At 62.8% G+C, this 25,233-nt stretch carries 28 protein-coding genes; 12 read left to right on the forward strand and 16 right to left on the reverse strand.

What is annotated here, in order from left to right; all coding sequences use genetic code 11:
* Positions 1-61: 61 nt before the first annotated feature.
* The gene (locus V6L75_RS16175; RefSeq protein WP_334252519.1) at positions 62-1,387 is read right to left on the reverse strand and encodes an Nramp family divalent metal transporter; all 1,326 of its coding nucleotides are present in this window, start codon (positions 1,385-1,387) and stop codon (positions 62-64) included.
* Between the two features lie 121 nt (positions 1,388-1,508).
* Here V6L75_RS16175 and mntR point away from each other — a divergent pair, with 121 nt between their 5' ends.
* A complete protein-coding gene (gene mntR / locus V6L75_RS16180; RefSeq protein ID WP_334252520.1) occupies positions 1,509-1,961 on the forward strand; it encodes a manganese-binding transcriptional regulator MntR in 453 nt (150 codons plus the stop codon).
* 6 nt (positions 1,962-1,967) lie between these two features.
* Here mntR and V6L75_RS16185 read toward each other — a convergent pair whose 3' ends face one another.
* From V6L75_RS16185 to V6L75_RS16205, 5 genes are read right to left on the reverse strand one after another with little or no spacing between them, the layout of a single operon-like run.
* Positions 1,968-2,627 carry a DsbA family protein gene (locus tag V6L75_RS16185; RefSeq protein WP_334252521.1) on the reverse strand — a complete coding sequence of 220 codons (660 nt, stop codon included), beginning with the start codon at positions 2,625-2,627 and terminating at the stop codon, positions 1,968-1,970.
* Positions 2,624-3,061: a disulfide bond formation protein B gene (locus V6L75_RS16190; RefSeq protein ID WP_334252522.1), complete on the reverse strand. Its 438-nt coding sequence runs from the start codon at positions 3,059-3,061 to the stop codon at positions 2,624-2,626. The genes V6L75_RS16185 and V6L75_RS16190 overlap by 4 nt, the downstream gene beginning before the upstream one ends.
* Positions 3,048-3,533, reverse strand: a complete 486-nt coding sequence (gene lspA / locus V6L75_RS16195) for a signal peptidase II (RefSeq protein ID WP_334252523.1) — start codon at positions 3,531-3,533, stop codon at positions 3,048-3,050. The genes V6L75_RS16190 and lspA overlap by 14 nt, the downstream gene beginning before the upstream one ends.
* The gene (locus tag V6L75_RS16200) at positions 3,530-4,153 is read right to left on the reverse strand and encodes a methyltransferase family protein (protein ID WP_334252524.1); all 624 of its coding nucleotides are present in this window, start codon (positions 4,151-4,153) and stop codon (positions 3,530-3,532) included. Before V6L75_RS16200 ends, lspA begins: the two co-directional genes overlap by 4 nt.
* A gap of 4 nt (positions 4,154-4,157) precedes the next feature.
* The gene (locus V6L75_RS16205) at positions 4,158-6,443 is read right to left on the reverse strand and encodes a heavy metal translocating P-type ATPase (protein WP_334252525.1); all 2,286 of its coding nucleotides are present in this window, start codon (positions 6,441-6,443) and stop codon (positions 4,158-4,160) included.
* 86 nt (positions 6,444-6,529) lie between these two features.
* On the opposite strand from V6L75_RS16205, the gene V6L75_RS16210 reads away from it, so the two are divergent.
* The 3 genes from V6L75_RS16210 (at position 6,530) to V6L75_RS16220 (ending at position 8,431) form a co-directional block, all read left to right on the forward strand.
* The gene (locus tag V6L75_RS16210; protein WP_334252526.1) at positions 6,530-6,970 is read left to right on the forward strand and encodes a MerR family transcriptional regulator; all 441 of its coding nucleotides are present in this window, start codon (positions 6,530-6,532) and stop codon (positions 6,968-6,970) included.
* Positions 6,967-7,308: a YnfA family protein gene (locus V6L75_RS16215; RefSeq protein ID WP_334252527.1), complete on the forward strand. Its 342-nt coding sequence runs from the start codon at positions 6,967-6,969 to the stop codon at positions 7,306-7,308. The genes V6L75_RS16210 and V6L75_RS16215 overlap by 4 nt, the downstream gene beginning before the upstream one ends.
* A gap of 283 nt (positions 7,309-7,591) precedes the next feature.
* A complete protein-coding gene (locus V6L75_RS16220; protein ID WP_334252528.1) occupies positions 7,592-8,431 on the forward strand; it encodes a protein NO VEIN domain-containing protein in 840 nt (279 codons plus the stop codon).
* A gap of 208 nt (positions 8,432-8,639) precedes the next feature.
* On the opposite strand, the gene V6L75_RS21090 is transcribed toward V6L75_RS16220, so the two are convergent.
* Positions 8,640-8,879, reverse strand: a complete 240-nt coding sequence (locus V6L75_RS21090) for an EamA family transporter (RefSeq protein ID WP_425498799.1) — start codon at positions 8,877-8,879, stop codon at positions 8,640-8,642.
* A gap of 203 nt (positions 8,880-9,082) precedes the next feature.
* Here V6L75_RS21090 and V6L75_RS16225 point away from each other — a divergent pair, with 203 nt between their 5' ends.
* The 6 genes from V6L75_RS16225 to V6L75_RS16250 all read left to right on the forward strand — a co-directional run bounded on the left by V6L75_RS16225 (position 9,083) and on the right by V6L75_RS16250 (position 15,420).
* Entirely contained in the window at positions 9,083-10,003 is a 921-nt protein-coding gene (locus V6L75_RS16225; protein ID WP_334252529.1) for an AraC family transcriptional regulator, read from the forward strand.
* A gap of 88 nt (positions 10,004-10,091) precedes the next feature.
* A complete protein-coding gene (locus V6L75_RS16230; RefSeq protein ID WP_334252530.1) occupies positions 10,092-12,185 on the forward strand; it encodes a TonB-dependent receptor in 2,094 nt (697 codons plus the stop codon).
* Positions 12,179-13,192 (forward strand): class I SAM-dependent methyltransferase, encoded by a 1,014-nt coding sequence (locus V6L75_RS16235; protein WP_334252531.1) that lies wholly within the window; start codon positions 12,179-12,181, stop codon positions 13,190-13,192. Before V6L75_RS16230 ends, V6L75_RS16235 begins: the two co-directional genes overlap by 7 nt.
* Positions 13,185-14,111 carry an ABC transporter substrate-binding protein gene (locus tag V6L75_RS16240; protein WP_334252532.1) on the forward strand — a complete coding sequence of 309 codons (927 nt, stop codon included), beginning with the start codon at positions 13,185-13,187 and terminating at the stop codon, positions 14,109-14,111. Before V6L75_RS16235 ends, V6L75_RS16240 begins: the two co-directional genes overlap by 8 nt.
* The gene (locus V6L75_RS16245; RefSeq protein ID WP_334252533.1) at positions 14,108-14,842 is read left to right on the forward strand and encodes an ABC transporter permease; all 735 of its coding nucleotides are present in this window, start codon (positions 14,108-14,110) and stop codon (positions 14,840-14,842) included. Before V6L75_RS16240 ends, V6L75_RS16245 begins: the two co-directional genes overlap by 4 nt.
* Positions 14,839-15,420 (forward strand): ATP-binding cassette domain-containing protein, encoded by a 582-nt coding sequence (locus tag V6L75_RS16250; RefSeq protein ID WP_334252534.1) that lies wholly within the window; start codon positions 14,839-14,841, stop codon positions 15,418-15,420. Before V6L75_RS16245 ends, V6L75_RS16250 begins: the two co-directional genes overlap by 4 nt.
* A 259-nt stretch (positions 15,421-15,679) precedes the next feature.
* On the opposite strand, the gene V6L75_RS16255 is transcribed toward V6L75_RS16250, so the two are convergent.
* The 8 genes from V6L75_RS16255 to V6L75_RS16290 all read right to left on the reverse strand — a co-directional run bounded on the left by V6L75_RS16255 (position 15,680) and on the right by V6L75_RS16290 (position 23,464).
* Positions 15,680-16,618: an ornithine cyclodeaminase family protein gene (locus V6L75_RS16255; protein ID WP_334252535.1), complete on the reverse strand. Its 939-nt coding sequence runs from the start codon at positions 16,616-16,618 to the stop codon at positions 15,680-15,682.
* Positions 16,619-16,690: 72 nt separating this feature from the next.
* Complete coding sequence (gene arsH, locus V6L75_RS16260) at positions 16,691-17,425, reverse strand: arsenical resistance protein ArsH (RefSeq protein ID WP_425498798.1); 735 nt, start codon at positions 17,423-17,425, stop codon at positions 16,691-16,693.
* 178 nt (positions 17,426-17,603) lie between these two features.
* On the reverse strand, positions 17,604-18,827 hold the full coding sequence (gene nqrF / locus V6L75_RS16265; protein ID WP_334252536.1) for an NADH:ubiquinone reductase (Na(+)-transporting) subunit F: 1,224 nt from the start codon (positions 18,825-18,827) through the stop codon (positions 17,604-17,606).
* Positions 18,828-18,837: 10 nt separating this feature from the next.
* Complete coding sequence (gene nqrE / locus V6L75_RS16270; RefSeq protein ID WP_334252537.1) at positions 18,838-19,446, reverse strand: NADH:ubiquinone reductase (Na(+)-transporting) subunit E; 609 nt, start codon at positions 19,444-19,446, stop codon at positions 18,838-18,840.
* Positions 19,446-20,099 (reverse strand): NADH:ubiquinone reductase (Na(+)-transporting) subunit D, encoded by a 654-nt coding sequence (locus V6L75_RS16275; RefSeq protein WP_334252538.1) that lies wholly within the window; start codon positions 20,097-20,099, stop codon positions 19,446-19,448. Before V6L75_RS16275 ends, nqrE begins: the two co-directional genes overlap by 1 nt.
* On the reverse strand, positions 20,099-20,923 hold the full coding sequence (locus V6L75_RS16280; RefSeq protein ID WP_334252539.1) for a Na(+)-translocating NADH-quinone reductase subunit C: 825 nt from the start codon (positions 20,921-20,923) through the stop codon (positions 20,099-20,101). Before V6L75_RS16280 ends, V6L75_RS16275 begins: the two co-directional genes overlap by 1 nt.
* On the reverse strand, positions 20,920-22,116 hold the full coding sequence (locus V6L75_RS16285) for an NADH:ubiquinone reductase (Na(+)-transporting) subunit B (protein WP_334252540.1): 1,197 nt from the start codon (positions 22,114-22,116) through the stop codon (positions 20,920-20,922). The genes V6L75_RS16280 and V6L75_RS16285 overlap by 4 nt, the downstream gene beginning before the upstream one ends.
* A 4-nt stretch (positions 22,117-22,120) precedes the next feature.
* Positions 22,121-23,464: a Na(+)-translocating NADH-quinone reductase subunit A gene (locus V6L75_RS16290; protein WP_334252541.1), complete on the reverse strand. Its 1,344-nt coding sequence runs from the start codon at positions 23,462-23,464 to the stop codon at positions 22,121-22,123.
* 188 nt (positions 23,465-23,652) lie between these two features.
* On the opposite strand from V6L75_RS16290, the gene V6L75_RS16295 reads away from it, so the two are divergent.
* Both V6L75_RS16295 and nqrM read left to right on the forward strand, forming a co-directional pair.
* On the forward strand, positions 23,653-24,672 hold the full coding sequence (locus V6L75_RS16295; RefSeq protein WP_334252542.1) for an FAD:protein FMN transferase: 1,020 nt from the start codon (positions 23,653-23,655) through the stop codon (positions 24,670-24,672).
* A gap of 19 nt (positions 24,673-24,691) precedes the next feature.
* On the forward strand, positions 24,692-24,928 hold the full coding sequence (nqrM, locus tag V6L75_RS16300; RefSeq protein ID WP_334252543.1) for a (Na+)-NQR maturation NqrM: 237 nt from the start codon (positions 24,692-24,694) through the stop codon (positions 24,926-24,928).
* A 44-nt stretch (positions 24,929-24,972) separates the two neighbouring features.
* Here the strand turns inward: nqrM and V6L75_RS16305 are convergent, their stop codons facing one another.
* Positions 24,973-25,158, reverse strand: coding sequence for a hypothetical protein (locus V6L75_RS16305; RefSeq protein WP_334252544.1), 186 nt, complete (start codon positions 25,156-25,158; stop codon positions 24,973-24,975).
* Positions 25,159-25,233 lie beyond the last annotated feature (75 nt).

The raw sequence follows: 25,233 nt of genomic DNA on the forward strand, positions 1-25,233 counted from the left end.
TAAAACCTCCAGCCGCTTGAGGTTCAAGTCCGAATTCGTGCTCTCACCGAAGGGTGAAGGGTCAGCCCAAAAGCACGGTCGACAACAGGTTCACGTTCAGCACGATGATGACGGCGGCGATCAACCAGCAGAGGCCCGTCAGCCAGCGGGGGGCGACCAGATCACCCATCTTGGCGCGGCTGGCGGTGAACATGACCAAAGGCACGATGGCGAAGGGCAGTTGGAAGGACAGCACCACCTGGCTCAGGATCAGCAGCTCACCCACGCCCTCACTGCCGTAGAGCAGGATCACGAAGACCGCCGGGATGATGGCAAGGCCGCGGGTGATCAGCCGCCGCGCCCAGGGGGCGATGCGCAGCCGAATGAAGCCTTCCATCACGATCTGCCCGGCCATCGTGGCTGTGACAGTGGAGTTCAGGCCTGCGCACAAAAGCGCCACCCCGAACAGGACCGGCGCCAGTGACGACCCCAGCAGCGGCTCCAGCAACAGGTGCGCCTTGTCGATCTCGGCCACGTCATTTTCGCCGACGGTGTAGAAGGCGGCAGCGGCAAGGATCAGGATCGAGGCATTGATCGTCAACGCGAACATCAGCGCAATGGTGCTGTCCCAGGTCGCCAACCGCAGCGCCTCGCGCTTGGCGGGCAGGTCCATGCCAAAGGCTCGGGTCTGCACGATGCCCGAATGCAGATAGAGGTTATGCGGCATGACCGTGGCCCCGATGATGCCAAGCGCGAGGTAGAGCATCGTCGGGTTGCTGACGATCTCGCTGCTTGGGGCGAACCCGGCGATCACCTCGCCCCAGACCGGGTCGGCCTGCGCGATCAGCACGACGAAACAGGCCGCGATCAGCGCCATCAGCGAGATGATCAGCGCCTCGATCCAGCGAAAGCCCTTGTTCTGCAGCCACAGGATCAGGAACACGTCTGCGGCGGTGATGAAGATACCGATCTCCAGAGGAATGCCGAACAACAGGTTCAGGCCGATGGCGGTGCCGATCACCTCGGCCAGGTCGGTGGCGATGATGGCCAGCTCGGCGAAAACCCAAAGGGGCACCGACATCCATTTCGGGAAGGCATCGCGGCAGGCCTGCGCCAGATCGCGACCCGAGGCGACCGCCAACCGCGCGCAGAGCGATTGCAGGAGGATCGCCATGATGTTCGACAGAAGGGCTACGAACAGCAGCGTGTAGCCGAAGGCCGCCCCGCCGGCGAGCGAGGTCGCCCAGTTGCCGGGGTCCATGTAGCCCACGGCCACCAGATAGCCGGGGCCGATGAAGGCGAGGAACCGGCGGAACCGGCTGGTGCCGCCGTTGCCGACAGCAATGGTGCGGAAGACCTCGGAAAGTGAGGGCGTCTCGCGCTCTTGTCGCCAGGCTGGGGTGGACATGGTTTAGGGCGCTCCCGGGTTTCGTCACGATCCCGACAAGACGTGGCGCATAAAGTTAGACAGTGCTAACAATCTGCCCCGCGACTTTACTTGTCAATCCATCCCATGCGACACTCTGCAGATGACCGAGTTCGACCCTGACACCCGCACCGCGCCGCTCGACGGCCCCGCAGACCCGCGCACCGAAGCGTTTCAGGGCGTGCGCGAGGCACGGCGGAATGAACTGGCCGAGGATTACGTCGAGCTGATCGCCGAACTGATCCATGAACAGGGCGAAGCGCGGCCGGTGGACATCGCCGCCCGCCTTGGCGTGAAGGTGCCGACGGTCAGCAAGACCCTCGACCGGCTGGCGCGCGAGGGGCTTATCACCCGCGCGAAGTATCGGTCGGTCTTTCTGACGGACGCGGGCCGCGCGCTGGCCAAGGAATGCCGGCGTCGGCACGAGATCGTGCTGCGCTTTCTGATCAGCCTAGGCCTTGACCCCGAGACGGCAGAGCGCGACGCCGAAGGCATCGAGCATCACGTCAGCGAACGAACGCTGGCGCTCTTCGCGGCCTTCGCCAATCGGTCCTGATCGGCCTCAGCTGTTCTCGACTGCGAACCGCACATCGGCGATCAAGCTGTCGGCGCTGAAATTCTCCAGCCGCTTGCCGTTCAGAAAGAAGGTCGGCGTCTGGCGGATGGCCAGGGCCTCCACGTCGGCTGCGTCCTGGTTGAGGATGCCAGTGATCCCCGGAAACAGCTTGTCGCTTTCTGCCCTTTCGAGATCGAGCCCCGCGGCCCCGGCGATTTCCCAGGCCACGTCCATCTGCGGCGCACCATGCACGGCCCAGCCCGGTTGCTGTTCCAGCAGCGCATCCAGCACCGGCTCGAACTTGTCCTGCATCCGCGCGGCCTCAAGGATGCGCACGGCTTCGTCCGATCCTTCGTGGAAGACGGTATAGCGCAACACGACGCGGACCTGCGTCGGGAACTGCCGCCGGATTTCCTGCACCACCGGGTGATAGGCGCGGCAGGCCTCGCAGGACGGATCGAAGAATTCGACCAGTGTGACGGGCGCATCGGCGGGTCCGAAGCTGGGGGAATATTCCCGGACCAGAAGCGCCTGGTCGGCCGTAGGCGCTGCGGCGGCTGCCGCTTCCGCCTCGGCGGCACGGCGCTGGTTCAGCACGAAGGCGCCACCCGCGAAGGCGGCAAGCCCGAGTGCGGAGGACCCGATCAGAAGGGTACGGCGGTTCATGGGCGGTGTCCTTTCGGAAGGATGAGACAGGCAAGGATCGCCGCAAAGGCGACCGCGGAAAGATAGGGGATCGGCAGGCCAAGGATCATCTGCGCCTCGCCAGTGCAGGAGGGACCATTTTCGGTGCAGGGAACGATCGGGGCAGGCAGGAGGCCGGCGTGAAGCCCCGAATGCCACGCCGCCAGCGCCAACCCGGCGAGGGCCAACGGCAAGCCATAGGCACGCGCCATTCCGTCGCCCCGCCAGAGCGACAGGCCAAGGATAGGCACCAGCGGGAACATGGCGATGCGCTGATACCAGCAGAGCGTGCACGGCATCTGGCCCAGCACTTCACCGATGAAGAGCGCGCCAAGGGTGGCCGCCAGCGCGATCAGGAAGGCGGCGGTCAGGGCAAGATCGTCGCGCGATAGGGTTTCCGGGTCAGCTTTGGTCAAGAACCGGCTCCTTGCGGCGGCGAAGGGGAAGGGAGGCGGCGAGGATCAGGACCGCGCCCAAGGTGATCGCAATATCGGCGACGTTGAACGTGGGCCAGTGCCAGTCACGCCAATAGAAATCGAGAAAATCAGTCACGGCACCCTGTCGCAGCCGGTCGATGATGTTGCCAAGCGCCCCGCCCACGACCAGTGCAAAGCCGGCACGTTCCAGCGCTTGCTGCGCCCGGAATGCCATGACGGCGAAGGCGATGGTCAGTGCGCCCGTCAGCGCGGCCATCAGAAGGGGCTTACCCGACATGATCCCACCCATCACGCCAAAGCTCGCGCCTGTGTTGAACCCGAGGGAGAGGTTGAAACTCGGAAAGACAGGGACCGCCGTCCCTTGCGACAGCAGCGATAGTGCCGCTGCCTTGGTCAACTGGTCTGCCACCACTGCGGCAGCGATCAGGGAAATTAGCATCGCCTTGGTCATTGAACAGTCTTGCCCTTCATGCCGATCCAGCGGGGAACCGATGCGGTGTATTGGTCGTAGTCCGGCCCGATTGCCATGCGAAGGGCAGCCTCTTCGGACCGGACCTGCGTGCTGGCAGACCAGAGGAACAGGAGCGAGGCCATGACTGTAGGGATTGCCGGAACCGCCATGGCAACACCCGCCAGCAGCGCCGCTTGCCCGACAAAGGTCGGGTTGCGGCTGAAGCGGTAAAGCCCGCCCGAGACCAGATCGCCCGTCTCGCCGCCCACCACGCCGACGCGCCAGGAGGATCCCATCGACATCTGCGCGGCAAAGGCCACCATCGCGCCGAGCCCTGCGACAAAGACCCCGACCAGACCAAGGAGGAGGGCGCGCCCCTCGGTCCAAAGCGGATCGATCTTGTGCAGGATAGGCACGGCGAGCCAGAGAAGTGGCCCGAAGAAGGCGAGCGCAAAGGCCACGCGGAACCCGATGGCGGCCAGACGGTCGCGCCCTGTGGCGCGGGCGAAGAGCCAGACCGGCCGGCCGGCGGCTTGAGCGGCCAGCGCGCTGCCCCAGAAGAACAGGGCCAGATAGCCGAAGAGAAGGGCCAGTGCGGCCCAGCCGAAACCGGAGATCATCGCCTTACGCCTCCCGTTCCGGGTTAAACCTGAGCAGGCGCAACGCGTTCAGCGTCACCAGCACAGTCGCCCCGGTATCGGCCAGAATAGCGATCCAGAGGCCGGTCAGGCCGAAGACCGAGGTCACGAGGAACACCGCCTTCAGCCCAAGTGCGATGGTCACGTTCTGACGGATGTTGGCCATTGCAGCGCGCGACAGGCGGATCGTGGCGGGAATGTCGGTCACCCGGTCGCGCAGGATCGCCGCATCGGCGGTTTCCAAAGCTACATCGGTGCCCGATCCCATCGCCACGCCCACGCTTGCCTGCTTCAGCGCCGGTGCGTCGTTGATGCCGTCGCCGATCATCATCACTCCGTCCTTGGTGCCGATCTCGCGGATATAGGCGAGCTTGTCCTCGGGCATCATGTCGGCTTCGAACTTCAGCCCGAGGCTTCCGGCGATGGCGGCGGCCGTGCGCGGGTTGTCTCCGGTCAGGATCACCGAGGTCACCCCCATAGCCGTCAACTGGCGCACCGCGTCCTTGGCATCCGCGCGCGGCTCGTCCCGCATGGCGATCAGGCCGAGCGGGGTCTTTTCGCGGAACACGGCGACGGCGGTCTTGCCGTCCTCTTCAAAGATCGTTGCCTGTCGAAGACCGATGCCATCGAGCCCGCCATGCTCCATCGCATAACGGGGCGAGGACACATAGGCCGCAGCGCCGCCCACGGTTGCAACAACGCCCTTGCCCATCAGCGCCTTGGCGTCTTGCGAGGGCAGCGCGGAAACGCCCGCGTCCTTGGCCTTGTTCAGGATCGCAATCGCCAGCGGGTGGCTCGACCCCGTCTCGACGCCCGCAGCAACGGCAAGAAGCTCGGCCTCGGTCGTTGCCCCGAACGGCACCACATCCGTCACCTGCGGGCGACCATGGGTCAGCGTCCCGGTCTTGTCGAAGGTCACAAACCCGACCTTCGCCGCCGCCTCGATCACGGCGCCCCCTTTCATCAGCAGCCCGCGGCGCGCGCCGGTGGACAGGGCCGAGGCGATGGAGGCAGGGACCGAAATGACCAAGGCGCAGGGGCACCCAATCAGCAAGAGCGCAAGGCCGCGATAGACCCAGGTGTCCCAAGGCTGACCAAAGGCCAGCGGCGGCACCACGATCACCAGCGCGGCAACCGCGACGATGGCGGGCATGTACCAGCGGCTGAAGCGGTCGATGAAGCGCTCGGTCGGCGCACGCGCCTCCTCGGCCTCTTCGACCAGCCGGATGATGCGCGCGATGGTGTTGTCTTCCGCGCCCTTGGTGACCTGCACCCGCAACGCGGCCTCGGTGTTGATCGCCCCGGCAAAGACCGCATCCCCGGGGCCCCGCGTCTTGGGCACGCTTTCGCCGGTGACCGGGCTTTCATCCACGCCCGACGTGCCGTCCACGATCTCGCCATCGGCCGGAATCCGGTCTCCGGGGCGGACAAGCACGGTCTGGCCGATGGTCAGGCTTGCGGCGGGCACCTCACGCGTGGTGTCGCCGGCGATCAGTTGCGCAGTCTTCGGGACAAGGTTCGCCAAGGCCCGGATCCCGTCCCGCGCCTTGCCCGCCGCGACGCCCTCCAGGACCTCGCCCACGGCGAAGAGGAAGACGACCAGCGCCGCCTCTTCCGCAGCGTCGATGAACAGCGCCCCGACGGCGGCAATCGTCATCAGGCTTTCGATGGTGAAGGGCTGTCCCATCCGCAGCGCCGCAAAGGCGCGCTGCGCCACCGGGGCCACGCCGATCAGACAGGCGGCGACAAAGGCCCATTTGCCGATCTCGGGTGCGAGATATTCGATGATCCAGGCGGCACCGAGCAACAGCGCGGTGAAGATCACCAGCTTGCCCTTGGCCGTCTGATACCAGCGCTTGCCCCGATCGGCGGGGTCGTCATGAACGTGGCCGGGGCTGCCGTGGCCGCTGTCGTCGCCTTTTGCGCTTGCGGCCTTCTGGCCGTGGTCGTGCCCGGCGTGATCGTGGTCCTCATGTGCCGCATGGTCATGGCCGTGCCCGTCATGGGCGCCAGGCAGCACAAAATCCTTCTTCGCACCGGTAGCGCGCGGCGCAATCTGGTAGCCAAGCGCCCGGACGGTCTTTTCGATCTTGTCGCGCCCGGTCTGCGCCTCATCCAGCGTCAGCCGCAGGCGCTCCGACATGATGCCAACCTCGACGCCGCTCACCCCCGGCAGGCGCGCCACCGCATCCTTGATCTTGGTCGCGCAGGACCCGCAGTCCATGCCTGTCACGGTCCAATCACAGGCGGCTTCGCTTCTTGCTTCCGTCATCGTCTTCCCTCGGCCCCGAGAGGCAGTTGTGTTCATCGAATCCGGAACCTAATGTCTCTAGCAACTATAGCTTCAAGGGGAATCTGATGCTGACCATCGGAAAGCTCGGGGCGCAGGCGGGCGTCAAGGTGCCGACCATCCGCTATTACGAGCAGATCGGCCTTCTGCCCGAGGCCGAGCGCAGTGCGGGAAACCAGCGGCTCTACGGCCGCAGGGCGCTGGAGCGGCTGGCCTTCATCCGGCACGCGCGGGATCTGGGCTTCACGCTGGAGGCGATCCGCGACCTGCTGAGCCTGTCCGACAGACCGGATCAGTCCTGCGCTGCCGCCGATGCCATCGCCAAGGCACAACTGGCCGAGGTTGAAAGCCGCCTTGCCCGGTTGACGGCGCTGAAAGTCGAACTTGAGCGCATGGTCGTGCAATGCGCAGGCGGTCGGATCGCCGATTGCCGGGTCATCGAAGTTCTGGGCGACCATTCGCTATGCGCAACCGACCACCGGCATCCGGAGAGCGAGGGGGCATCGTGAACGCACCCGGCACCCTCGCAATCTACGCCGGCGCCGCGCTGGCCGAGATTGCGGGCTGCTTTGCGGTCTGGGCCTGGATGCGGCAAGGAGCGAGCGCGCTCTGGCTGGTCCCCGGCCTCCTGAGCCTGGCCGTCTTCGCTTGGCTCCTGACCCTCGCCCCCTCCGATTTCGCAGGGCGGGCCTACGCAGCCTATGGCGGGGTCTATATCGCCGCCTCGCTCCTCTGGCTGTGGCTCATCGAGAAGCAGCGTCCCGACACTTGGGACCTGACAGGTGCCGCAATCTGCCTCGCCGGTGCGGCCGTCATCCTGTTCGCGCCGAGGGCAATTGGTGGATGATTGAGGGCGCTATCAAGGATCGATGCAGCCGGCTGCAACTCATCATTGCCGACCCTACGATAGGGCCAACCGTTGCGGACGGACCCTTGTCCTTCCAGTGTGGCCGTCGTTAATATACATTTAAATCAATGACTTAGGGTGGAGAAGGTTGGATATCAGACCCATCCCCTCCGCCACTCCTCTTTCGTTGAAGCAAACTCACATCCATCTGCTAAACACAGACGTGAGAGCTTGCGCTCATCCTCATGATGACAATGGTCTTTTGCTCCTGTAGCCTGGTCTCATGGCTGGCGCAGACTGGACAGATGACGAGAACAGGCTGATCGTCGCGGACTATTTCGCGATGCTGGCCAACGATTGCGCTGGGCGGCCGTACAGCAAGGCGGCACACCGGCGTGCGCTGCTGCCGTATCTGAACGGGCGCACCGAAGGCTCCGTCGAATTCAAGCACCAGAACATCAGCGCCGTCCTGAAAGGATTTGGCGAAACCTGGATCTCCGGCTACAAACCGGCGTTCAACTTTCAGGCCTCGCTTGAAGACGCAGTAGCCGAGTGGCTTGCCAGAAATCCACGCTGGACAGAGCGCAGGCAAGACGGTGCTGCTGCAAACGGCGGCCTGCATGAGCCCTCCGCGCTGTGGATTGGCCCCGCCCCGACCCGAAGCAATCAGCCGCCGCCGCAGGAACTGGAACAAATGCTGCGCATAGCCCGCAAGTTCGACGTGGCCGGACGGGACGAACGGAACCGGGCACTCGGCAAGGCAGGTGAAGAATTCGTCCTGGACTATGAACGCTTCACGCTGCGTGCCGCCGGACGCAATGATCTGGCCCGCAAGGTGCGCTGGACCTCTCAGGAGGATGGCGATGGCGCAGGCTATGATATCGGCAGTTTCCAGCCGGATGGCCGCCTGCGGCTGATCGAGGTCAAGACCACAAACGGCTGGGAACGCACGCCGTTCCACATCTCCCGCAACGAGCTGGATGTGGCCAATGAGCGGCGGGACGAGTGGTGCCTGATGCGGCTTTGGAACTTCTCTCGCGAGCCGAAAGCGTTTGAACTCCATCCGCCCCTTGAGGCACACGTCTCTCTGACGGCAACCGCCTTTCAGGCGGGCTTTCAGTGATGCACGCCTCAAGCATTGCGTGCGCCCAATCTTCAGCTGTTAAAGCCGAGGCGCGCTAGCCCCGCCGAGCCAAATCCCGATCAGTTTGCCTCACCGGACGCTGGTCAAGCCCACGCAGCGTCTGAGCCGTTTAAGGCGCGATGCGTCAGCAAGTTTCTGAACCTGGCAGGCACTTGAGAGCAATGAACCGGGCAAGTCCTCGCAGGAACTAGCTGTTCCTTCTCAGGGCCGGGAGGAACAGGATCAGTATTGCCAGCGCCACGGCGGCAATGCCAAGGGTTTGCGCCTTGCCAAAAGTCTCATCCAGAAAGACGACTGACAAAAACACCGCCGTAACAGGTGCCACAGCCGTGAACACCGCCGCTTTGGCTATACGCCGGGCCTTCTGGCAAAGGCCAAAAGCGTCTGATTGGCCGCCTTGCACGTCCTGACATTGTCTATGGCACATTTATGCCGCATCGCAGCAGAACAGCGGCACGAGCGGGCCCCGGCAACCGCACCATCGATGCGGCGCATGGCTTGTCAAGAAGGGCAAGATGTCAGATGGTGAAACTGCAAGCCCATCAGCCAGCCTTCCCAGACCAATCGAAACAGCCAGACCGTCAGCGCCTGACCGGGAACAGACCGGCGCTGCCGCAAGGGAATAGGTGCATGAGCCTGATCGAGCCACATCGCTTCACGCCGCATGAAAACGGACACGCGGCCTGCGTCACCTTGCCAGGCCTGCATCGCGACACTCATGTGGATGTCTTGCGGATCGGCAGAGGGCTAGTGCTGGCTCATAGCCATTTCTCTCCAGCACAGCGGCATGCGGACGAGATCCGGCGGCCGGAGGACCAGTTGATCCTTGCCTTCAACCTCAGCGGGCGGATGGTACTCATCGATCCTCAAGGGGCACGGCATGAAGTCAGTGGCGGTGAGGGCTGGATTATCCGCTCGGGCGGCCACCGCCTGCACAGGATCGTGGAAAAGGGAGATGGCTGCTCGAACCTCGTGATCTCGCAATCGGTTCAAATGCTCACCCCGGCTCTATCGCATCTGCTGGATCTGGCGCTGCCACCGGGCGCACCATTCCGCCGGCTGCGCCTGCCGGTGCCGGGAGAATCCGCGCTGGAACACCTTCTGGACGGGCGCACAACTCCGGCAGCGATGCTGCGCAAGGAAGGGCAGTGCCTTGCCTTGATCGGCCATGCCATAGAGGAACTGTCCGCGTGTCCACGTCCGGGTTGCGTCACGGGCGATACTGAGCTGCTGGTACAGCGCCTGACAGCCCTTCTTGCCGAACGCCTGGCAGAGACTATCTCCATGGCGGATATCGAACGCGAGGCAGGGCTAAGCCACGTCACGCTGAACCAGATCTTCCGGAAAGCAACGGGGATGACCGTTTTCGAGAAGCTGCGCGCCTTGCGCCTGGAGGCTGCAGAACGCATGGTCCGTCTCACGGACCGCAGCCTGACCGAGATTGCGGGCGACTGCGGCTTCTCCGATGCCAGCCATTTGTCCAATGCCTTCCGCAAGCGCTTCGGCTCCACCGCGAGCGCCTGGCGGAAAAATATGAGGCAAAAACTCTGAAAATTTCGCCCGATGCAAGTTCTTTTTCGTGAGCTACAAGCCGAGAGACTGACTGCATGACAGGGTCCCTCCGAAAAGGAGCCCGACCATGTCCCCTGATACACGCTTTTGCGCGCGGCTGCGTCCCGTTGCCGTCTTCACATTGACAACAGCTCTGGCCAGCAGCCTGCTTCCGGCAAGCCCACAGGCCGAGGAAGCAGCAACTGACCTGAAGGCTATCAAGATCTTTGCCAATTTCTGGGAAGAGATGGCATCAAAATCGGCGACCACCGCCACAGTCCTGACAGACAGGGACCTCGATCAGCCGGTTACCCCAGATCTTGATGCCGTTGTGGCGCGGTCGGCGAACACGGTCTTCCAGCGGGCCAACGCGCAGGAGCGTCTTGTCGTGCGGGGCATATCGGCCTTTGACAATGCCCTGTCGGACCCGGTCGGATATCTTGTCAATGGCGTGCCTCTTCCCATGGGCACAATCCAGCTGCCGCATTTCTTCGCGGCTGAAACGGTAACACTGCTCAAGGGTCCGCAGGGAACGGCGTTCGGCCGCAATTCGGAAGCCGGGCTTCTCTCTTTCGACACGATCAGACCGGGCACACGGGAAGGTGTCACGGTGAGCCTGGGGGCCGAGGGGTCGGATGCAGGCGCAGCGCCCGTGGGCGGCAACGGATCAGCCATCTGGTCAGGCCGCATAGAGGACGGCCCGGGACTGTCCTTCGGTCTGGAAGCAGCACATGATCCGGGCGTCATGAGCAACCCCGTTACCGGCAGCAAGAGTGGAGGAAAATCCCGGCGTGCCACCGGTTTCGGCGGGCTTGAATGGGAACTGACAGATGGCGGTCATCTGCGTCTCACAACCATGGCCGAAGATCAGAAGTTCAACAAGGAACAGTTCCGCTATATTGCCGGACCTCTGGCGACGGAGCGGTTTCAAAGCGCCTATTCCGACCCTTCGTCCGAGAACAGGCGCAGCACCGTTTCGGCCTTCGAATATCACGGCGTCTTCGACACTTTTGATCTGACCGCAATCACCGGCCTTGCCACGTTCGACCGGGACTTCAGGCTCGACTTCGACGGCTCGCCTCTGCGGCTGGGCGTTACCAGCATGGATCTGAGCGACAGAACTGTGTCGCAAGAAATCCGCCTCACCTCGGCGAACGGGGAGGCCCTGAAGTGGACCCTTGGCGTAAGCGGCTTCCGCCAATGGACCAAGGCCGACTTCGATCTCGGCTCCATGAGCACATTCAGGCACACAGAGATCGACCAGACAGGTGCCGCCCTGTTCGGATTTGCCGAATATGCGCTCAGTGACCGGTTCCGCCTGGGCTCAGGCCTGCGGATCGATCATGTATCCTCCAGTGCCTGGCAGCGTTTCACATCGCCCCGCTCCAGATTGCGTTACAACGGCAGCGACAACACGACTGAGCTCCTGCCGAAGTTCACCGCTGCGTATGATCTGACCGGGGCAACCACAGTGCATGCAAGCCTGGCGCGCGGATACATGCCGGCAGGATACAATTACGGCTTCGCCAACAGCGCGGCGAGCTTTGGCTATGACGCCGAGCACAGCTGGGCCGCCGAGGCAGGCATCAAGCACCAGCTCGACAACGGCGGCTCGCTGGCACTTACAGGCTTCCATACCACTGTGACAGACAAGCAGATCACCGAAACGATTCCTGGTGCAGCACAGTTCATTTCGAATGCCGGTAAAGCGAAAATCTACGGCATTGAGCTAGAAGCCGTTGCACCGCTCGGCCGCGGTTTCGAGCTGGTTGCAAATGCAGGCTTGCAACGGGCTCGCGCGACATCGTTCCAAACCACCTCGGTGAACGTTGCCACCGGTATGCTGATGCCGGTCAACTGGTCGGGCAACGCCCTGCCCCTGGCCCCGGACGTGACCTGGGGTCTCGCCCTCGCCCACCGTGGCGAGGTGTGGAGTGGCCGCATCAGTCTGAGCGGCTCAAGCGGTTACTGGTTCGATCCCGGCAACACCGTAAAACAGAAGGGATACATGACCGTTGATGCGGAAGTTTCGCGCAAGATCGGCAACGGTGAACTGACCCTCTGGGCAAAGAACCTGTTCGATGAGGCCTATTATAGCGCCGCCGCAAGCACACCGCGCGGCGTGGTTGCCGAAGATGGCAGCCCGCGCAAGATCGGTCTCAACTGGCGGCTGACATGGTGAACCTGCAACGGGAGACAGGCGCCGGCCGCCTGCTGGCCACCCTTGAGGGGCCAATCCGCTACGCACTCCTGACGTGGGCGCTGGACAGGGACATCTTCAACCGCTGCAGCAACCCGGTGAGAGAGGAAGAGCTCAGCCGTTCCCTGAACCTGCCGGACCGCCAGTTGGGCCTCGTTCTGCGGGCATTGGTGGCGGCAGGGTTTCTGGAACAGGGACGGGACGGATTTTGCACCGCGAGCGACATTCTGCCTTTCGTGACCAGCGGCAGCAGCCGCAACATGGTCGAGACTTTGCGGTCCATGTCGCAGACCCGTCTCACAGGGCTCGATCAATTCGACGCGCTTGTTGCAGGCAGCAGCCCAGGTGGTCAGAGACGTCTGTTTGACGATGCGCACTGGGATGCAAGCCACAGGGCTCTCAGCGCCTTCCATCAGGCATTGGCAGCCGAAATCATGGTAACCTGCCTGACCGGGCTGCCCGAATGGGAGGCTGCGGCTGATCTTCTCGAAGTCGGCCCAGGCTCCTCAGTGGTATCCCGGCTTTTGCTGGCAAAGCGGCCGGACCTCAGCATCACGCTGTTCGATCTGCCGCCGGTGGCGCAACGGATCGAGGCAGAGACAGACGGTCTGTGCGTTCGGGTGGTGCCGGGCAGTTACACACAGTCACTGCCGGAGGGCACATTCGACATCATCTGGTGTTCGATGTCGCTCTATTTCCACGATCAGGGCCTTCCCGAACTGATCGGCAGGCTCTCACAGCGCCTGAGGCCGGGCGGTGTGCTCGTCAGCTTTCACGAGGCTCTTACGGATCAGCGGACCAGCCCGCCAGAGCATGTGCTCGGGCGCCTGCTCCCTGCCCTGCGGCAAGGGGACGTGTCCTTTGCCGATGGTGAAATCGCCGGGGCGATGGCAGCAGCAGGCCTTGTCCGGGCCAGCCATTCCATACACGACACTCCTTTCGGCCGGTTCCGGCTGGATGCAGCACGCAAGGACGACACTCATGCCTAGCCGCTACCCATTTCTGACCGGCTGTCTGCTTGCCCTGGCCTTTCTGGTTCCGCTGAAATCGGAAGCTGAAGAGATCGTACTATCGGGTCCCCCGATCTGGGAAAGCGCGCCGCTCGTAGCCCTGGCCGAGACACAGCCTGTCGCTGGCGTGACTTTCACCTTTCGCCCGTGGACAAGCCCGGAAGGCCTTCGCAAGCTGATGCAGGGCGGTGCGCCAGCCATGGCGGTGATGCCAGCACCAACCGCAGCGCTGTTTGAGGCCAATGGCATCCACCTCACGCTGCTGTCAGCCACCATAACGGAGGGCAGCTTGTCGGTGGTCGGCCGGGGCGCTCCAGTCAGCTCGCTCGCAGACCTCAAGGGAGCCAGTTTGGCATTGCCATTCAAGGGTTATCTTCCGGACCTGCTAATGCGGCGGATCGAGGCGCCGGGGCCTGAAAGCTGGCAGCCATACTACACGGGCAGCCTGAATGCAGGCATGCAACTGCTACTCGCAGGCAGGGTGGAGTCTGCACTGCTTGCGGAGCCCATGGCATCCCTCGCCATCGCGCAGGACGCAGGGCTCATCCGTCTGGCCGGTCTTTGCCAGCTGTGGCGGAATGCAACCGCATTGCCCGACTGCCCGCCTGCAGGCGTGGTCGCCATAAACCCGGCGCTGACCAGCCGGCCAGAGCTCAGGCGCGCCTATCAGGACGCGTTCAGACGTGTGGCTGATGATCCGGGCTCAGCCGCAGTGTTGCTGAGCCGCTTTTTCCCCGAACTTGCGCAGGCGCAGGAGGGTTACAGCCGCATCATCGCGCGGGATCTGCCCATGCCGGAACATGCGCCGGCGCTTGCGGCATTCTACGCCGAGCTAATGGCAGTTGAACCTGCTGCCATCGGCGCTGTGCTGCCAAAGCCGGACTTCTACGGCCAATGACACGTCAGCTAGGCTTTCTGGCAGGGCTGGCGGCCCTGGTGTTGCTCTGGTCGCTTGCAGCGCGCGAAACCCTGCCTGCAGTTCTGCCTGGGCCGCTGGCAGTTCTCGAGGCGCTTTGCAGCCTCTTCGCCGACACCGGCTTCTGGCGGGACGCCTTCTTGCCCAGTCTCGCCCGCGCTGCTGCTGGACTGGCACTGGCGCTGGCAGCAGGGGTGCCGCTCGGTCTTCTTGCTTGGCGCTGGGGGCTTGTCTCCGCCTTCCTTGGCCCTTTGCGCCTGCTGCTGATGGGGATCCCTGCGCCCATCCTCGCCATTCTCTGTATTCTCTGGTTTGACGGGGGCACCGTTACGGTTGTTCTGACCGTATCCGTCCTTCTGCTTCCGGTGTTCCAGATCGCAGTGGCCGAGGGAATGTCGGCCATCGACCCGGAGCTGGCCGAAATGGCGCGCGTGTTTCAGGTGCCACTGCTGCCCCGGTTGCGGCAAATTATTCTACCGGCCGTGTGGACAGCCTTCGGACCCGCGCTTCGGGTCGCAACCGCCAATGCACTGCGCGTGACCTTGCTGACAGAGCTCCTTTCCGGCGCCGAAGGGCTCGGCGCGGCGGTGCAGCGGGCGCAAAGCTGGCTGCAGACCGACCGCCTGTTTGCGCTGGTTGTGGTAATCCTCCTGCTGATCGGGCTCGCAGAAACACTGCTCTCATTGCTCGTCAACAAACGGCACCAGCTATGAGTCTCTTTGCCTGCGACAAAATCGGACTGCAGTTTCCCGGCCGCCCTGCGCCAGCCTTCAGCTGCATATCATTGGCGATTGAGACAGGAGACTGCCTGCATATCACCGGCCCGAGCGGTGCAGGCAAGACAAGCCTGATGCGGGTCATTGCCGGGCTCACAAAGCCGACATCCGGCCGCATCATAGCGAGGCCAAAACGCATTGGCATGGCGTTCGCGGAGCCCCGGCTCATTGGAGGCCTGAGCGTGCTGGACAATCTGCGCTTTGTTGCGCCCCGCTCCACCTCGGAAGCGGAAGCTCTGCTGGCAGCGCTGGATATTGCCGCCTTTGCTAAGACTCCGGCCAGCAGCCTGTCCAAAGGTCAGGCTCAACGGGCCGCACTGGTCAGGGCTCTGCTGGTCCATCCCGAAGTTCTGCTCCTCGACGAGGCCTTGAGCGGTCTTGACCAGTCCGCTTGGGCTCTGGCACGCAGCTTGATCGAAGAACAGCACCTCCGGGAGAACATGGCTATCGTCGAGATCACGCACGATGTCTCCCGAACTGTTTCGCGCGGCGGAAAGACCCTGCAGCTCACGTAAGGCCCGGACCTGATGGGACCGCCGGCCCTGCGGGCACGGGACGGCGGCACTACTTGCGCCAGAACCGCCCGCTTGTATCCGCTCGGGGGACACAAGATGACACCTGCCAGCCAAGACGGGGCGAATGGGCCCGGAAACGCACGCCATTCCATACCGGGGCACAGGTCCCACGGCCGGTCTCTGCCTGTCATGCCGGCTTTCTGAGACGAGACCGCCCGGCCAATGAAACAAGTACTTGAACCTCTCGAGGTTGCCGCTCTCAACCGGGCACGCCATCAAGCAAGTCATGGATCAGCTGCGCCGTGATCAGATCCAGGTGGGCGCCGCCGCCGTTCTTGTAGAGGGTGATCTCGGTGTCTGCGCTCCGTCCGGCGCGGCCAGCCACGAGGTCGAAGAGGTCGCCCGCAACATCACCGGCGGTGATGAGTCCGTTGCGGATCGGGATCAGCAGCTCGCCGATCTCGGCCACAGTGGTATCGCGGCAATCGACAAAGAGGCGTGAGCGCTGAAGCGCGGTATCATCTGCCTCCCGCATGTCCGGGCGGTAGGCGCCGACGAGGTCAAGGTGGCAGCCTTCGGGCAGCGCATCACCCGGAATGAAGGGCGTCTGCGCCATCGTGGCGCTGCAAATGACATCTGCCTGCCCCATGGCTGCGCGCAGATCACTGCAGACCTTCACCTCCGCCGGCAAACCGGCGAGCCTGCCGGCAAGCGCCTCCGCCCCTTCCCGGCTGCGGTTCCACAGAAGAACAGTGCTGTAGGGCCGCACGGACAGATGCGCCCGGATCAGAGGTTCGGCCATGGCACCCGCCCCGATCATCAGCAGAACACTTGCATCCTGCCGGGCAAGAAGATCCGCGCCCAGAGCTGAATCTGCGGCGGTCTTCCATGCGGTGATGGCCGCGCCATCGATGACGGCCACCGGTGCGCCGCTGTCTCCGTCAAACAGGATGAAGCTGCCCTGAACCGCCGGACGCGGCGGCGTTGCGCGCGGATTGTCCGCAAAGACGGTGACGGCCTTGACTCCAAGCATCCTGCCCGGGAACCAGGCTGAACGGACCAGAAGATTGCCGGTGCCGGACGCAAGATGCATGTCTTTGACCGCTGGTTCGGCCAACCGGTGCGCTACGCGCATGGCCTCCACGAGCGCAGGCCATGTCAGCACCTTGTTGACCTCTTCGGCCCCAATCAGCTTCATTTTCATCTCCCGGCCCTGTTGCCTTGTGGCTCCGGCTTGAACCTGCGCGGCCCCGGCGTGAGGCTGTTCATGTCATGTTGCAGCGGACTGGTTGACCCGCTTCATCAGAGCCTCGGCGCTTTCCTTACGCTCGGAGTAACGGTCCACCAGATAGTCCGACCGGCCCCGTGTCAGGAGCGTGAACTTCACCAATTCTTCCATCACATCAACAATCCGGTCGAAGAAGGGCGACGGGCGCATCCGTCCCTCGTCGTCGAACTCCTGAAAGGCTTTCGGAATGGAAGACTGATTGGGGATGGTCAGCATCCGCATCCAGCGGCCGAGAATGCGCATCTGGTTGACCGCGTTGAAGCTCTGCGAGCCACCCGAGACCTGCATCAGGGCGAGGGTCTTTCCCTGTGTCGGCCGCACCGCCCCCTCCGACAGCGGGATCCAGTCGATCTGCGTCTTCATCAGACCGGTCATGGCGCCATGGCGCTCCGGGCTCGACCAGACCATGCCCTCCGACCAGGCCACCAGATCGCGCAGCTCACGCACCTTCGGATGGCTGGCATCCACCCCATCATCCACCAGCGGCAGGCCCGAAGGGTTGAAGAACCGCACCTCGGCGCCAAACCGCGTCAGAATGCGCCCGGCCTCCTCGGCCGACAGCCGGCTGAAGGAGCGTGGCCTGAGCGACCCGTAGAGGATCAGGATCCGTGCAGGATGAGTGCTGACAGGTGCAGAGAACAGCCGGTCCTCGTCGATGGCTGCAAAGCACGTCTCATCGATCTGCGGAGTGGAATGGGAGGCAGCAGGATCAGACACTCGATTTTCCTTATCGCTTCGATAATTGATCAGGGCCAATGCCGGAGCCTGATACCAAGCCGCCGGGATGCTGACGCATCATACCTTGAAACGCCCACAAGCACTGCTGGAGCCGGAACAATACCCTGCCATAGAAAAAGCCGCCGGGCACTTATTGGCCCGGCGGCTCTTGTCAGCATCAGCCGCCAAAATCGTCCAGCATGATGTCTTCGCGGTCGACGCCCAGGTCGAGCAGCATCTTGATCACCGACTGGTTCATGATCGGGGGACCGCACATGTAATATTCGCAGTCCTCAGGTGCGGGATGGTTCTTGAGATACTGCTCGTACAGCACGTTATGGATGAAGCCGGTGTAGCCCTTCCATTCGTCCTCAGGCAGCGCGTCGGACAGGGCGACATGCCATTCAAAGTTCGGGAATTCGGCGGCAAGGCCATCGAAATCCTCGACATAGAACATCTCGCGCTTGGAGCGGGCGCCGTACCAGAAGCTGATCTTGCGGTCGCGGTTCTTCAGCCGCTTCAACTGGTCGAAGATGTGGCTGCGCATCGGCGCCATGCCCGCACCGCCGCCGATGAAGATCATTTCCTTCTTGGTGTCGCGGGCGAAGAATTCGCCAAACGGCCCCGAGATGGTGACCTTGTCGCCCGGCTTCAGGTTGAAGATGAAGGATGACATCTTGCCCGGCGGCACGCCTTCGGAGCGCGGCGGAGGCGAGGCAATGCGGACGTTGAGCATGATGATGCCCTTCTCGTCCGGATAGTTGGCCATCGAATAGGCGCGCTCAAGCCCCTCGTCGACGCGCGATTCATAGCGCCAGAGATTGAACTTGTCCCAATCCTCGCGGTACTCCTCGGCCACGTCAAAGTCGCTGTACTTGACCACATGCGCCGGAGCCTCGATCTGGATGTAGCCGCCGGCGCGGAAATTCACATCCTCGCCCTCGGGCAGTTCCAGAACCAGTTCCTTGATGAAGGTCGCAACGTTGTTGTTGGAGCGGACGGTGCATTCCCATTTCTTGACGCCGAAGACCTCGTCGTGGACTTCGATCTTCATGTCCTGCTTGACCGCGACCTGACAGGACAGGCGGTCGCCGCAGGCCGCTTCGCGCTTGGTGATATGGGAGGTTTCGGTTGGCAGGATGGAGCCGCCGCCTTCCAGCACGCGTACGCGGCACTGCGCGCAGGTGCCGCCGCCGCCGCAGGCGGACGGGACGAACAGCTTCTCAGCCGCAAGCGTCTGCAGGAGCTTTCCACCGGCAGGAACCGAAATCGTCCGCTCCCCGTTGATGGTGATGTTGACATTGCCTGAAGACACCAGCCGCGCACGCGCAAGGATGATGAGCGTGACCAGCGCCAGCACGATCAGGGTAAAGAGAAGAACGCCGAGGGTGAAAGTCTGCATCTGTCCAGCCTCAGAGGTTCACGCCCGAGAAGGACATGAATGCCAGAGCCATCAGCCCGGCCGTGATGAACGTGATCCCAAGGCCCTGCAGGCCATCGGGAACGTCGGAATATTTCAGCTTTTCACGCACGCCCGCCATGGCGGCAATGGCCAGCGCCCAGCCGAAGCCGGAGGATACGCCATAGACCGCAGCCTCCGGGAAGCTGTAGTTGCGTTCGACCATGAACAGGGAGCCGCCGAGAATGGCGCAGTTCACCGTGATGAGCGGCAGAAAGATCCCCAGCGCGTTGTAGAGCGGCGGGAAATACTTATCGAGCGCCATCTCGAGGATCTGCACAATGGCCGCAATAACGCCGATATAGGCGATCAGGCCAAGGAAGCTGAGATCGACATCCGGATAGCCGGCCCATGCCAGAGCGCCGGGCGCCAGAATATAGGTGAGCAACAGGTTGTTGGCAGGGATCGTGATGGCCTGCACGACCATCACGGAAACGCCCAGGCCAAGAGCCGTCGAGATCTTCTTGGACACGGCCAGGAAGGTACACATGCCCAGAAAGAACGACAGTGCCAGGTTCTCGACGAAGACCGCCTTCACCGCGAGGGATAAGAGTTGGTCCATCAGTGCTGCTCCACGGCCTGAATGCGGTATTCGCGCTTCTCGACCTGCTTCGGCTTCCAGGTGCGGAAGGCCCAGATGATCAGGCCGATGACGAAGAAGGCGGACGGCGGCAGAAGCAGCAGGCCGTTCGGCACATACCAGCCGCCGTTGTTCACGGTCTGCAGGATTGTCACGCCAAACAGCGATCCCGAGCCGAACAGCTCACGGATGCAGGCCACCAGCATCAGGATCAGGCCATAGCCCATGCCGTTGCCGATACCATCGATGAAAGAGGCCACAGGCGGGTTCTTCATGGCAAAGGCTTCGGCCCGGCCCATGACGATACAGTTGGTGATGATCAGGCCGACGAAGACCGAGAGCGTCTGCGAAATCTCGAAGGCATAGGCCTTGAGCACCTGATCCACCACGATCACCATGCTGGCGATCACGACCATCTGCACGATGATGCGGATGGAAGTCGGAATGTGGTTGCGCAACATGGAGATGAACATCGAGGAGAATGATGTCACCAAGGTCACGGCCAGCGCCATCACGATGGACAGCTGAAGTGAGGTTGTCACCGCCAGAGCCGAACAGATGCCAAGAACCTGCAGGGTGATCGGATTGTTGTCGACCAGCGGATCGACCAGCATGGACTTGCGTGATTGCGCCATCAGATTTCTCCTGCGCGAACATGGGCGAGGAAGGGAGCAAAGCCTCTCTCGCCCAACCAGAAGCGGACGAGGTTCTCAACTCCGCGGCCAGTCAGCGTGGCTCCGGATATCGCATCGATGTGGTATTCCTGCCCCTGAGAAGGGGTCATGCGCGAAATCGTAATCGCCACATCTCCTGCGTCATTGTAGATCGACTTGCCGTTCCACTGGGCGCGCCAGCGCGGGTTGTCGACTTCGCCGCCAAGGCCAGGCGTTTCCGCATGCTGATAGAACTGCAGGCCATAGATCGTCTGGCCATCCGCCTCGATGGCAACATAGCCGTACAATGTGGACCACAGGCCGTAGCCATGAATGGGCAGGACCACCTTGTCCACACCACCACTGGCGTTGCGCAGAATATAGACAGACACGAAGCGGGCCTGACGCACGATGGATGCCGGGTCATCGGTCAGGGCGACAGAAAGCTCCGGGTCCTGCGCTGCGGCACGGTCATCGAAGGTGAGCGGGTCGAACCGGCCGGTCAGGCGCCCGGTCTCCAGCTCAAGAACACCCGGCTCAAACGCGGCAAAAGCCTTGGCAACGTCCTGACCGGGCTCATAGAGGCCAGCCACCTGCAGAATGTTGATCTGCTGGTTGCGCAAGGCATTCTGCTGCTGAAGCGGCCTCAGGCTGACAGCTGCCAGCGACACCACCATAGAGGCGACAAGGCAGAGAACGACCGCCACAAAGATCGTCTTCGGCGTTGAATCGACAGGCAGGGCGAAGAAGCGGCCGACCGGCCCCTTCTGCGAGTTTGCCGTCAGCGTTTCGCGTTGGTCACTCATAGACGCCGCGCCCTCCGCTTGATGTTGGCCTTGACGACGAAATGATCGATCAAGGGCGCGAAAACATTTCCGAACAGGATGGCCAGCATCATGCCTTCCGGGAAGGCCGGATTGATCACACGGATCATCACAACCATCACGCCAATCAGCGCCCCGTAGACATAGCGGCCGGCGTTTGTATGGGAACCGGACACGGGTTCTGTCACCATGAAGGCCAGGCCAAATGCAAAGCCGCCCGTCACGAGGTGCCAGTACCAGGGCATGGCAAAGGCCGGGTTGCTGTCGGATCCGATGAAGTTGAGCAGGGCCGAGAACCCGATCATCCCCACCATGCAGCCCAGCACCATCCGGTAGTTGGCAATGCGGGTGAGCAGCAGGAAGGCAAGGCCGATCATGCAGGCAAGCGTCGATGTCTCGCCCATGCTGCCCTGAATGGTTCCGATGAAGGCGTCCATCCATGTGATGCCATGGGTGGCAAGCTGCTGATGGCCCTCGGAGGCAACGACGGCCAGTGCCGTCGCGCCGGAGAACCCGTCAACGGGTGTCCAGACCGCTTCTCCCGACATCTGTGCGGGATATGCAAAATACAGGAACGCGCGGCCCACCAGCGCCGGGTTGAGGAAGTTCTTGCCCGTGCCGCCGAACACTTCCTTGCCGATCACCACGCCAAAGGAGATGCCAAGCGCAACCTGCCACAGGGGCGTCGAGGCAGGCAAGATAAGGGTATACAGCATCGAAGTGACGAGAAAGCCCTCGTTCACCTCATGGCGCCTGACCGTTGCGAACAGGACCTCCCAAACACCGCCGACAGCAAGCGTGACAATATAGATTGGCAGGAAGTACAGGAGGCCATGCAGCATGTTGGCTAGAGGATTGGAAGCGTCGAAACCAATCCCCAGAGCCTCGATGATGGACGCACGCCAGCCGCTCGCACCGTGTCCGGCAATAGCAAGATTGACCTGCAACCCGGTATTATAAAGCGCCATCAGGATACATGGGATGGTCGCGATCACCACGTAGGTCATGATCCGCTTCATGTCGATGTAGGACCGCGCATGCGGTGCCACAGTCGTCACTGTGCGGGGGGTATAGAGGAAGCTTTCCACCATTTCATAAAGCGGGAAGAACCGCTCATAGCGGCCACCCTTGGTGAAATGCGGCTCGATCCGGTCGAAGAAACTGCGCATACCCACGCGATCAGCCCTCTCTTTCGATCTTCGTCAGGCAATCGCGCAGGGCAATGCCGTATTCATACTTGGCAGGACAGGCGAACCCGACCAGGCCGAGGTCTTCCTCGTCCAGCTCCAGCGCCCCGAGAGCCTGCGCTTCGTCGGTGTCCATCACCAGTAGAGCGCGCAGCAGCTGCGTCGGCAGGTAATCCTGCGGCATAAGCTGCTCGAAGGTTCCGATCGGAACCATGGCGCGCCGCCCGCCGTTCAGATTGGTGGTCAGCGCATAGAGCTTCTTTGTGAAGGCCGAACCTAGCACGGGCTGCACGGCAAACTTGGAAGCCATCGGCCGGATCCAGCCGAGCGGGATCTGCTTGTGATCCTCTTCGATCAGCGTGATCTGCCGCGCATAACGGCCAAGATAGGCTTCAACACCAGCACCAGCCCGCCCGCTCAGCACCGATCCGGAGATGATGCGCACCGGCACGCCAGCCGGGCTCTCGCCTGCCGCAAGTTCGGCCATCGACGCTCCGGCAACGGTGCGGATAAGCCGCGGATTGGCCGCCAGCGGTCCGCAGATTGCCACGACGCGGGAGCTGTCCAGATAGCCGGTCAGCAGCAGCTGCCCGATGGCGATCACATCGGCATAGCCAATGCTCCACACCGTCCGCGCTGCACTCGGCGGCGCCAGAAAATGCATGTGGGTTCCGGCAAGGCCTGCCGGGTGCGGCCCGCTGAACTGCGCGACCTCGACACCAGGCACCGACCCGCCCGGCAGGCTCGCGCCCGCCTCATGACAAAGGAAAGTCTTGCCCTCCGTCAGCATGGCGACCGCCTGCAGTCCGCGCTCAAACGCTTCGGCGCGTGCGGCAATCACGGGCGCCGGATCTGCCGCGAGAGGCTCAGTGTCCATTGCCGTCACAAAAATGGCTGCGGGCCGGGACCCGGGCAAAGGCACCTTCGAATAAGGACGGGTGCGGAAAGATGCCCACAAACCGCTGGCACAAAGCCGCTCCACCATCCCTTCCGGTGTACCGGCGTCTCCGGTCTGCCCGAAATAGACCGGTTCGGCGGCTGCCGGATCAACCGAAATCTCGACGCTGATCAACCGGCGTTGGGCGCCACGGTTGATGGCCTTGATGCGCCCGCTCACCGGAGAGGTGACCATCACCTCGGGCGTATCTTTATGAGTAAGGATGGGGGCCCCTGCCCCGACCGCGTCGCCTTCAGCAACCAGAAGCCGAGGCTTCAATCCAATATAATCCGCGCCCAGGATGGCGACGGTGCTGACAGCTGGCCCGTCCTGCTCGCCCGCACTTGGGGCACCGAGGATCGGAAGCTGGAGACCTTTGCGAAGCGAAAATTTCTGCACCTGAATCTCTACCCAGTGATTTTACCCCCTTATGCCTCCACTTATTCAAAAACGGAACCATTTCCGGAACATGTCCGATTTTTTTTGGACTGTGACGGTTTCAGTTGCAGAGACTGGAATCACGACGTATTCACGACCAAACTCCCGGTGCCTTGTGCCCTCTGCTTTCGTAAAATGGAGAAACTCCAGTGTCTGGTCTGACCTCGATTTCCCGGCGATCCTTCCTGATCATGACGGCCGCACTTGCTGCCTGCAAGCCGGGGTCTGAGCTGCTGAAGCTGACCGGGCAGACCATGGGTACAACCTGGAATATCACGGCTGTCACCCACGGACAGGACGTGGACGCGAAGGATCTGAGTGCAAAGGTTGAGGCTGCCCTGGCCGGCGTGACCCGCGCCATGTCGAACTGGGACAAGAACTCGGACCTGTCACGCATCAATGCCGCCGCTGCAGGTGAGCCGCTGAGCCTGTCATCCGGGATGAACACCGTGCTCAGCGCCGCAGAATCTGTCCATCTGGCGAGCGAAGGCCGGTTCGACATCACCTCCGGCCCGCTGATCGACCTCTGGGGCTTTGGCGCAGCGCGGGTAACACAGCGCCCGCTGCAAGACGCGGAGATTGCCCCGGTCATGGACATTGTCGGCCAGTCCCGCATGCTGACGCTGGCCAACGGCTCGCTCGTCAAGGCAGCGTCCGGCACCAGCATCTACCTCTCGGCCATTGGCAAGGGATATGGTGCCGACCAGGTGGCTCAGGCACTGCGCACGGCAGGCCTGACCGACTTCATGATCGAGATTGGCGGCGATCTTTATGCCTCTGGCTACAATGGCGCCGGCATGCCGTGGCAAATCGGGATTGAAGTTCCGCTCGCCGGTACGGCCGGGGTTCATCGCAAGATCGGCGTGTCTGGGCTCGGCATGGCAACGTCGGGCGACTATCGCAACTACTTTGAAGCTGACGGCAAGCGCTACTCGCATATCATCGACCCCACCACGGGCCGTCCGATCACCCACGCGACCGTGTCTGCGACCGTTCTGGCCGAAAACGCGATGCTGGCGGACGCCTGGGCGACAGCCATGCTGGTGCTTGGCCGTGAGCGCGGGCTTGAAATCGCCGAGGCGCAGGGCCTTGCGGTCATGTTCATCGAAGCCTCTGGCGCAAAGCTCATCACAAGCGAAAGCAGCCGTCTGGTATCCCTGACGGCCTGAGCAGGCAAGGACAGCACCCATGGCAACCCTGATGATCGCTTTTGTTCTGTTCCTGATTGTGGTGCTGGGCATGGCGGTCGGGGTGATCGTGTCAGGGCGCACCATCAAGGGAAGCTGCGGCGGACTGAACGCGATTTCCGGCGCAGATCATTGCCTTGTGTGCAAGCGCGAGATCGATCCGAACAGCCCGCTGCATGAGCGCATGGCCTGCCCGCGCAAGCGGCAGAAGATGGCAGAGGCCAATCAGGCATCCTGAGCGCCCCCAGCTTCACCAGACCTTTGCCCTGCCGCCGCAGTGCCTTAGTGCCCTGGCATCAGAGGCACGAATGCAAGAACCAGCAGCGTTGTTGCGGCCAGCAATCCGTAGAGCCACAGCTGCCATCTGGGACCTTCAGCCTTCCACACCCGCCTGTAGCTGTAGCCCGCAAGACAGGCCACGATGAACAGAACCGTTGCAACAGCCGGCGTGAGATGGATATCGGGCAAGCTCAGGCACTCCTCGGGCGGCTGGGGTTCTCCAGACGTGAAGCACTAAGCAAATTTGCGCCGGTTGGCCACTGT

The sequence above is a fragment of the Pannonibacter anstelovis genome (genome assembly GCF_036881715.1).
GTDB lineage: Bacteria > Pseudomonadota > Alphaproteobacteria > Rhizobiales > Stappiaceae > Pannonibacter > Pannonibacter anstelovis.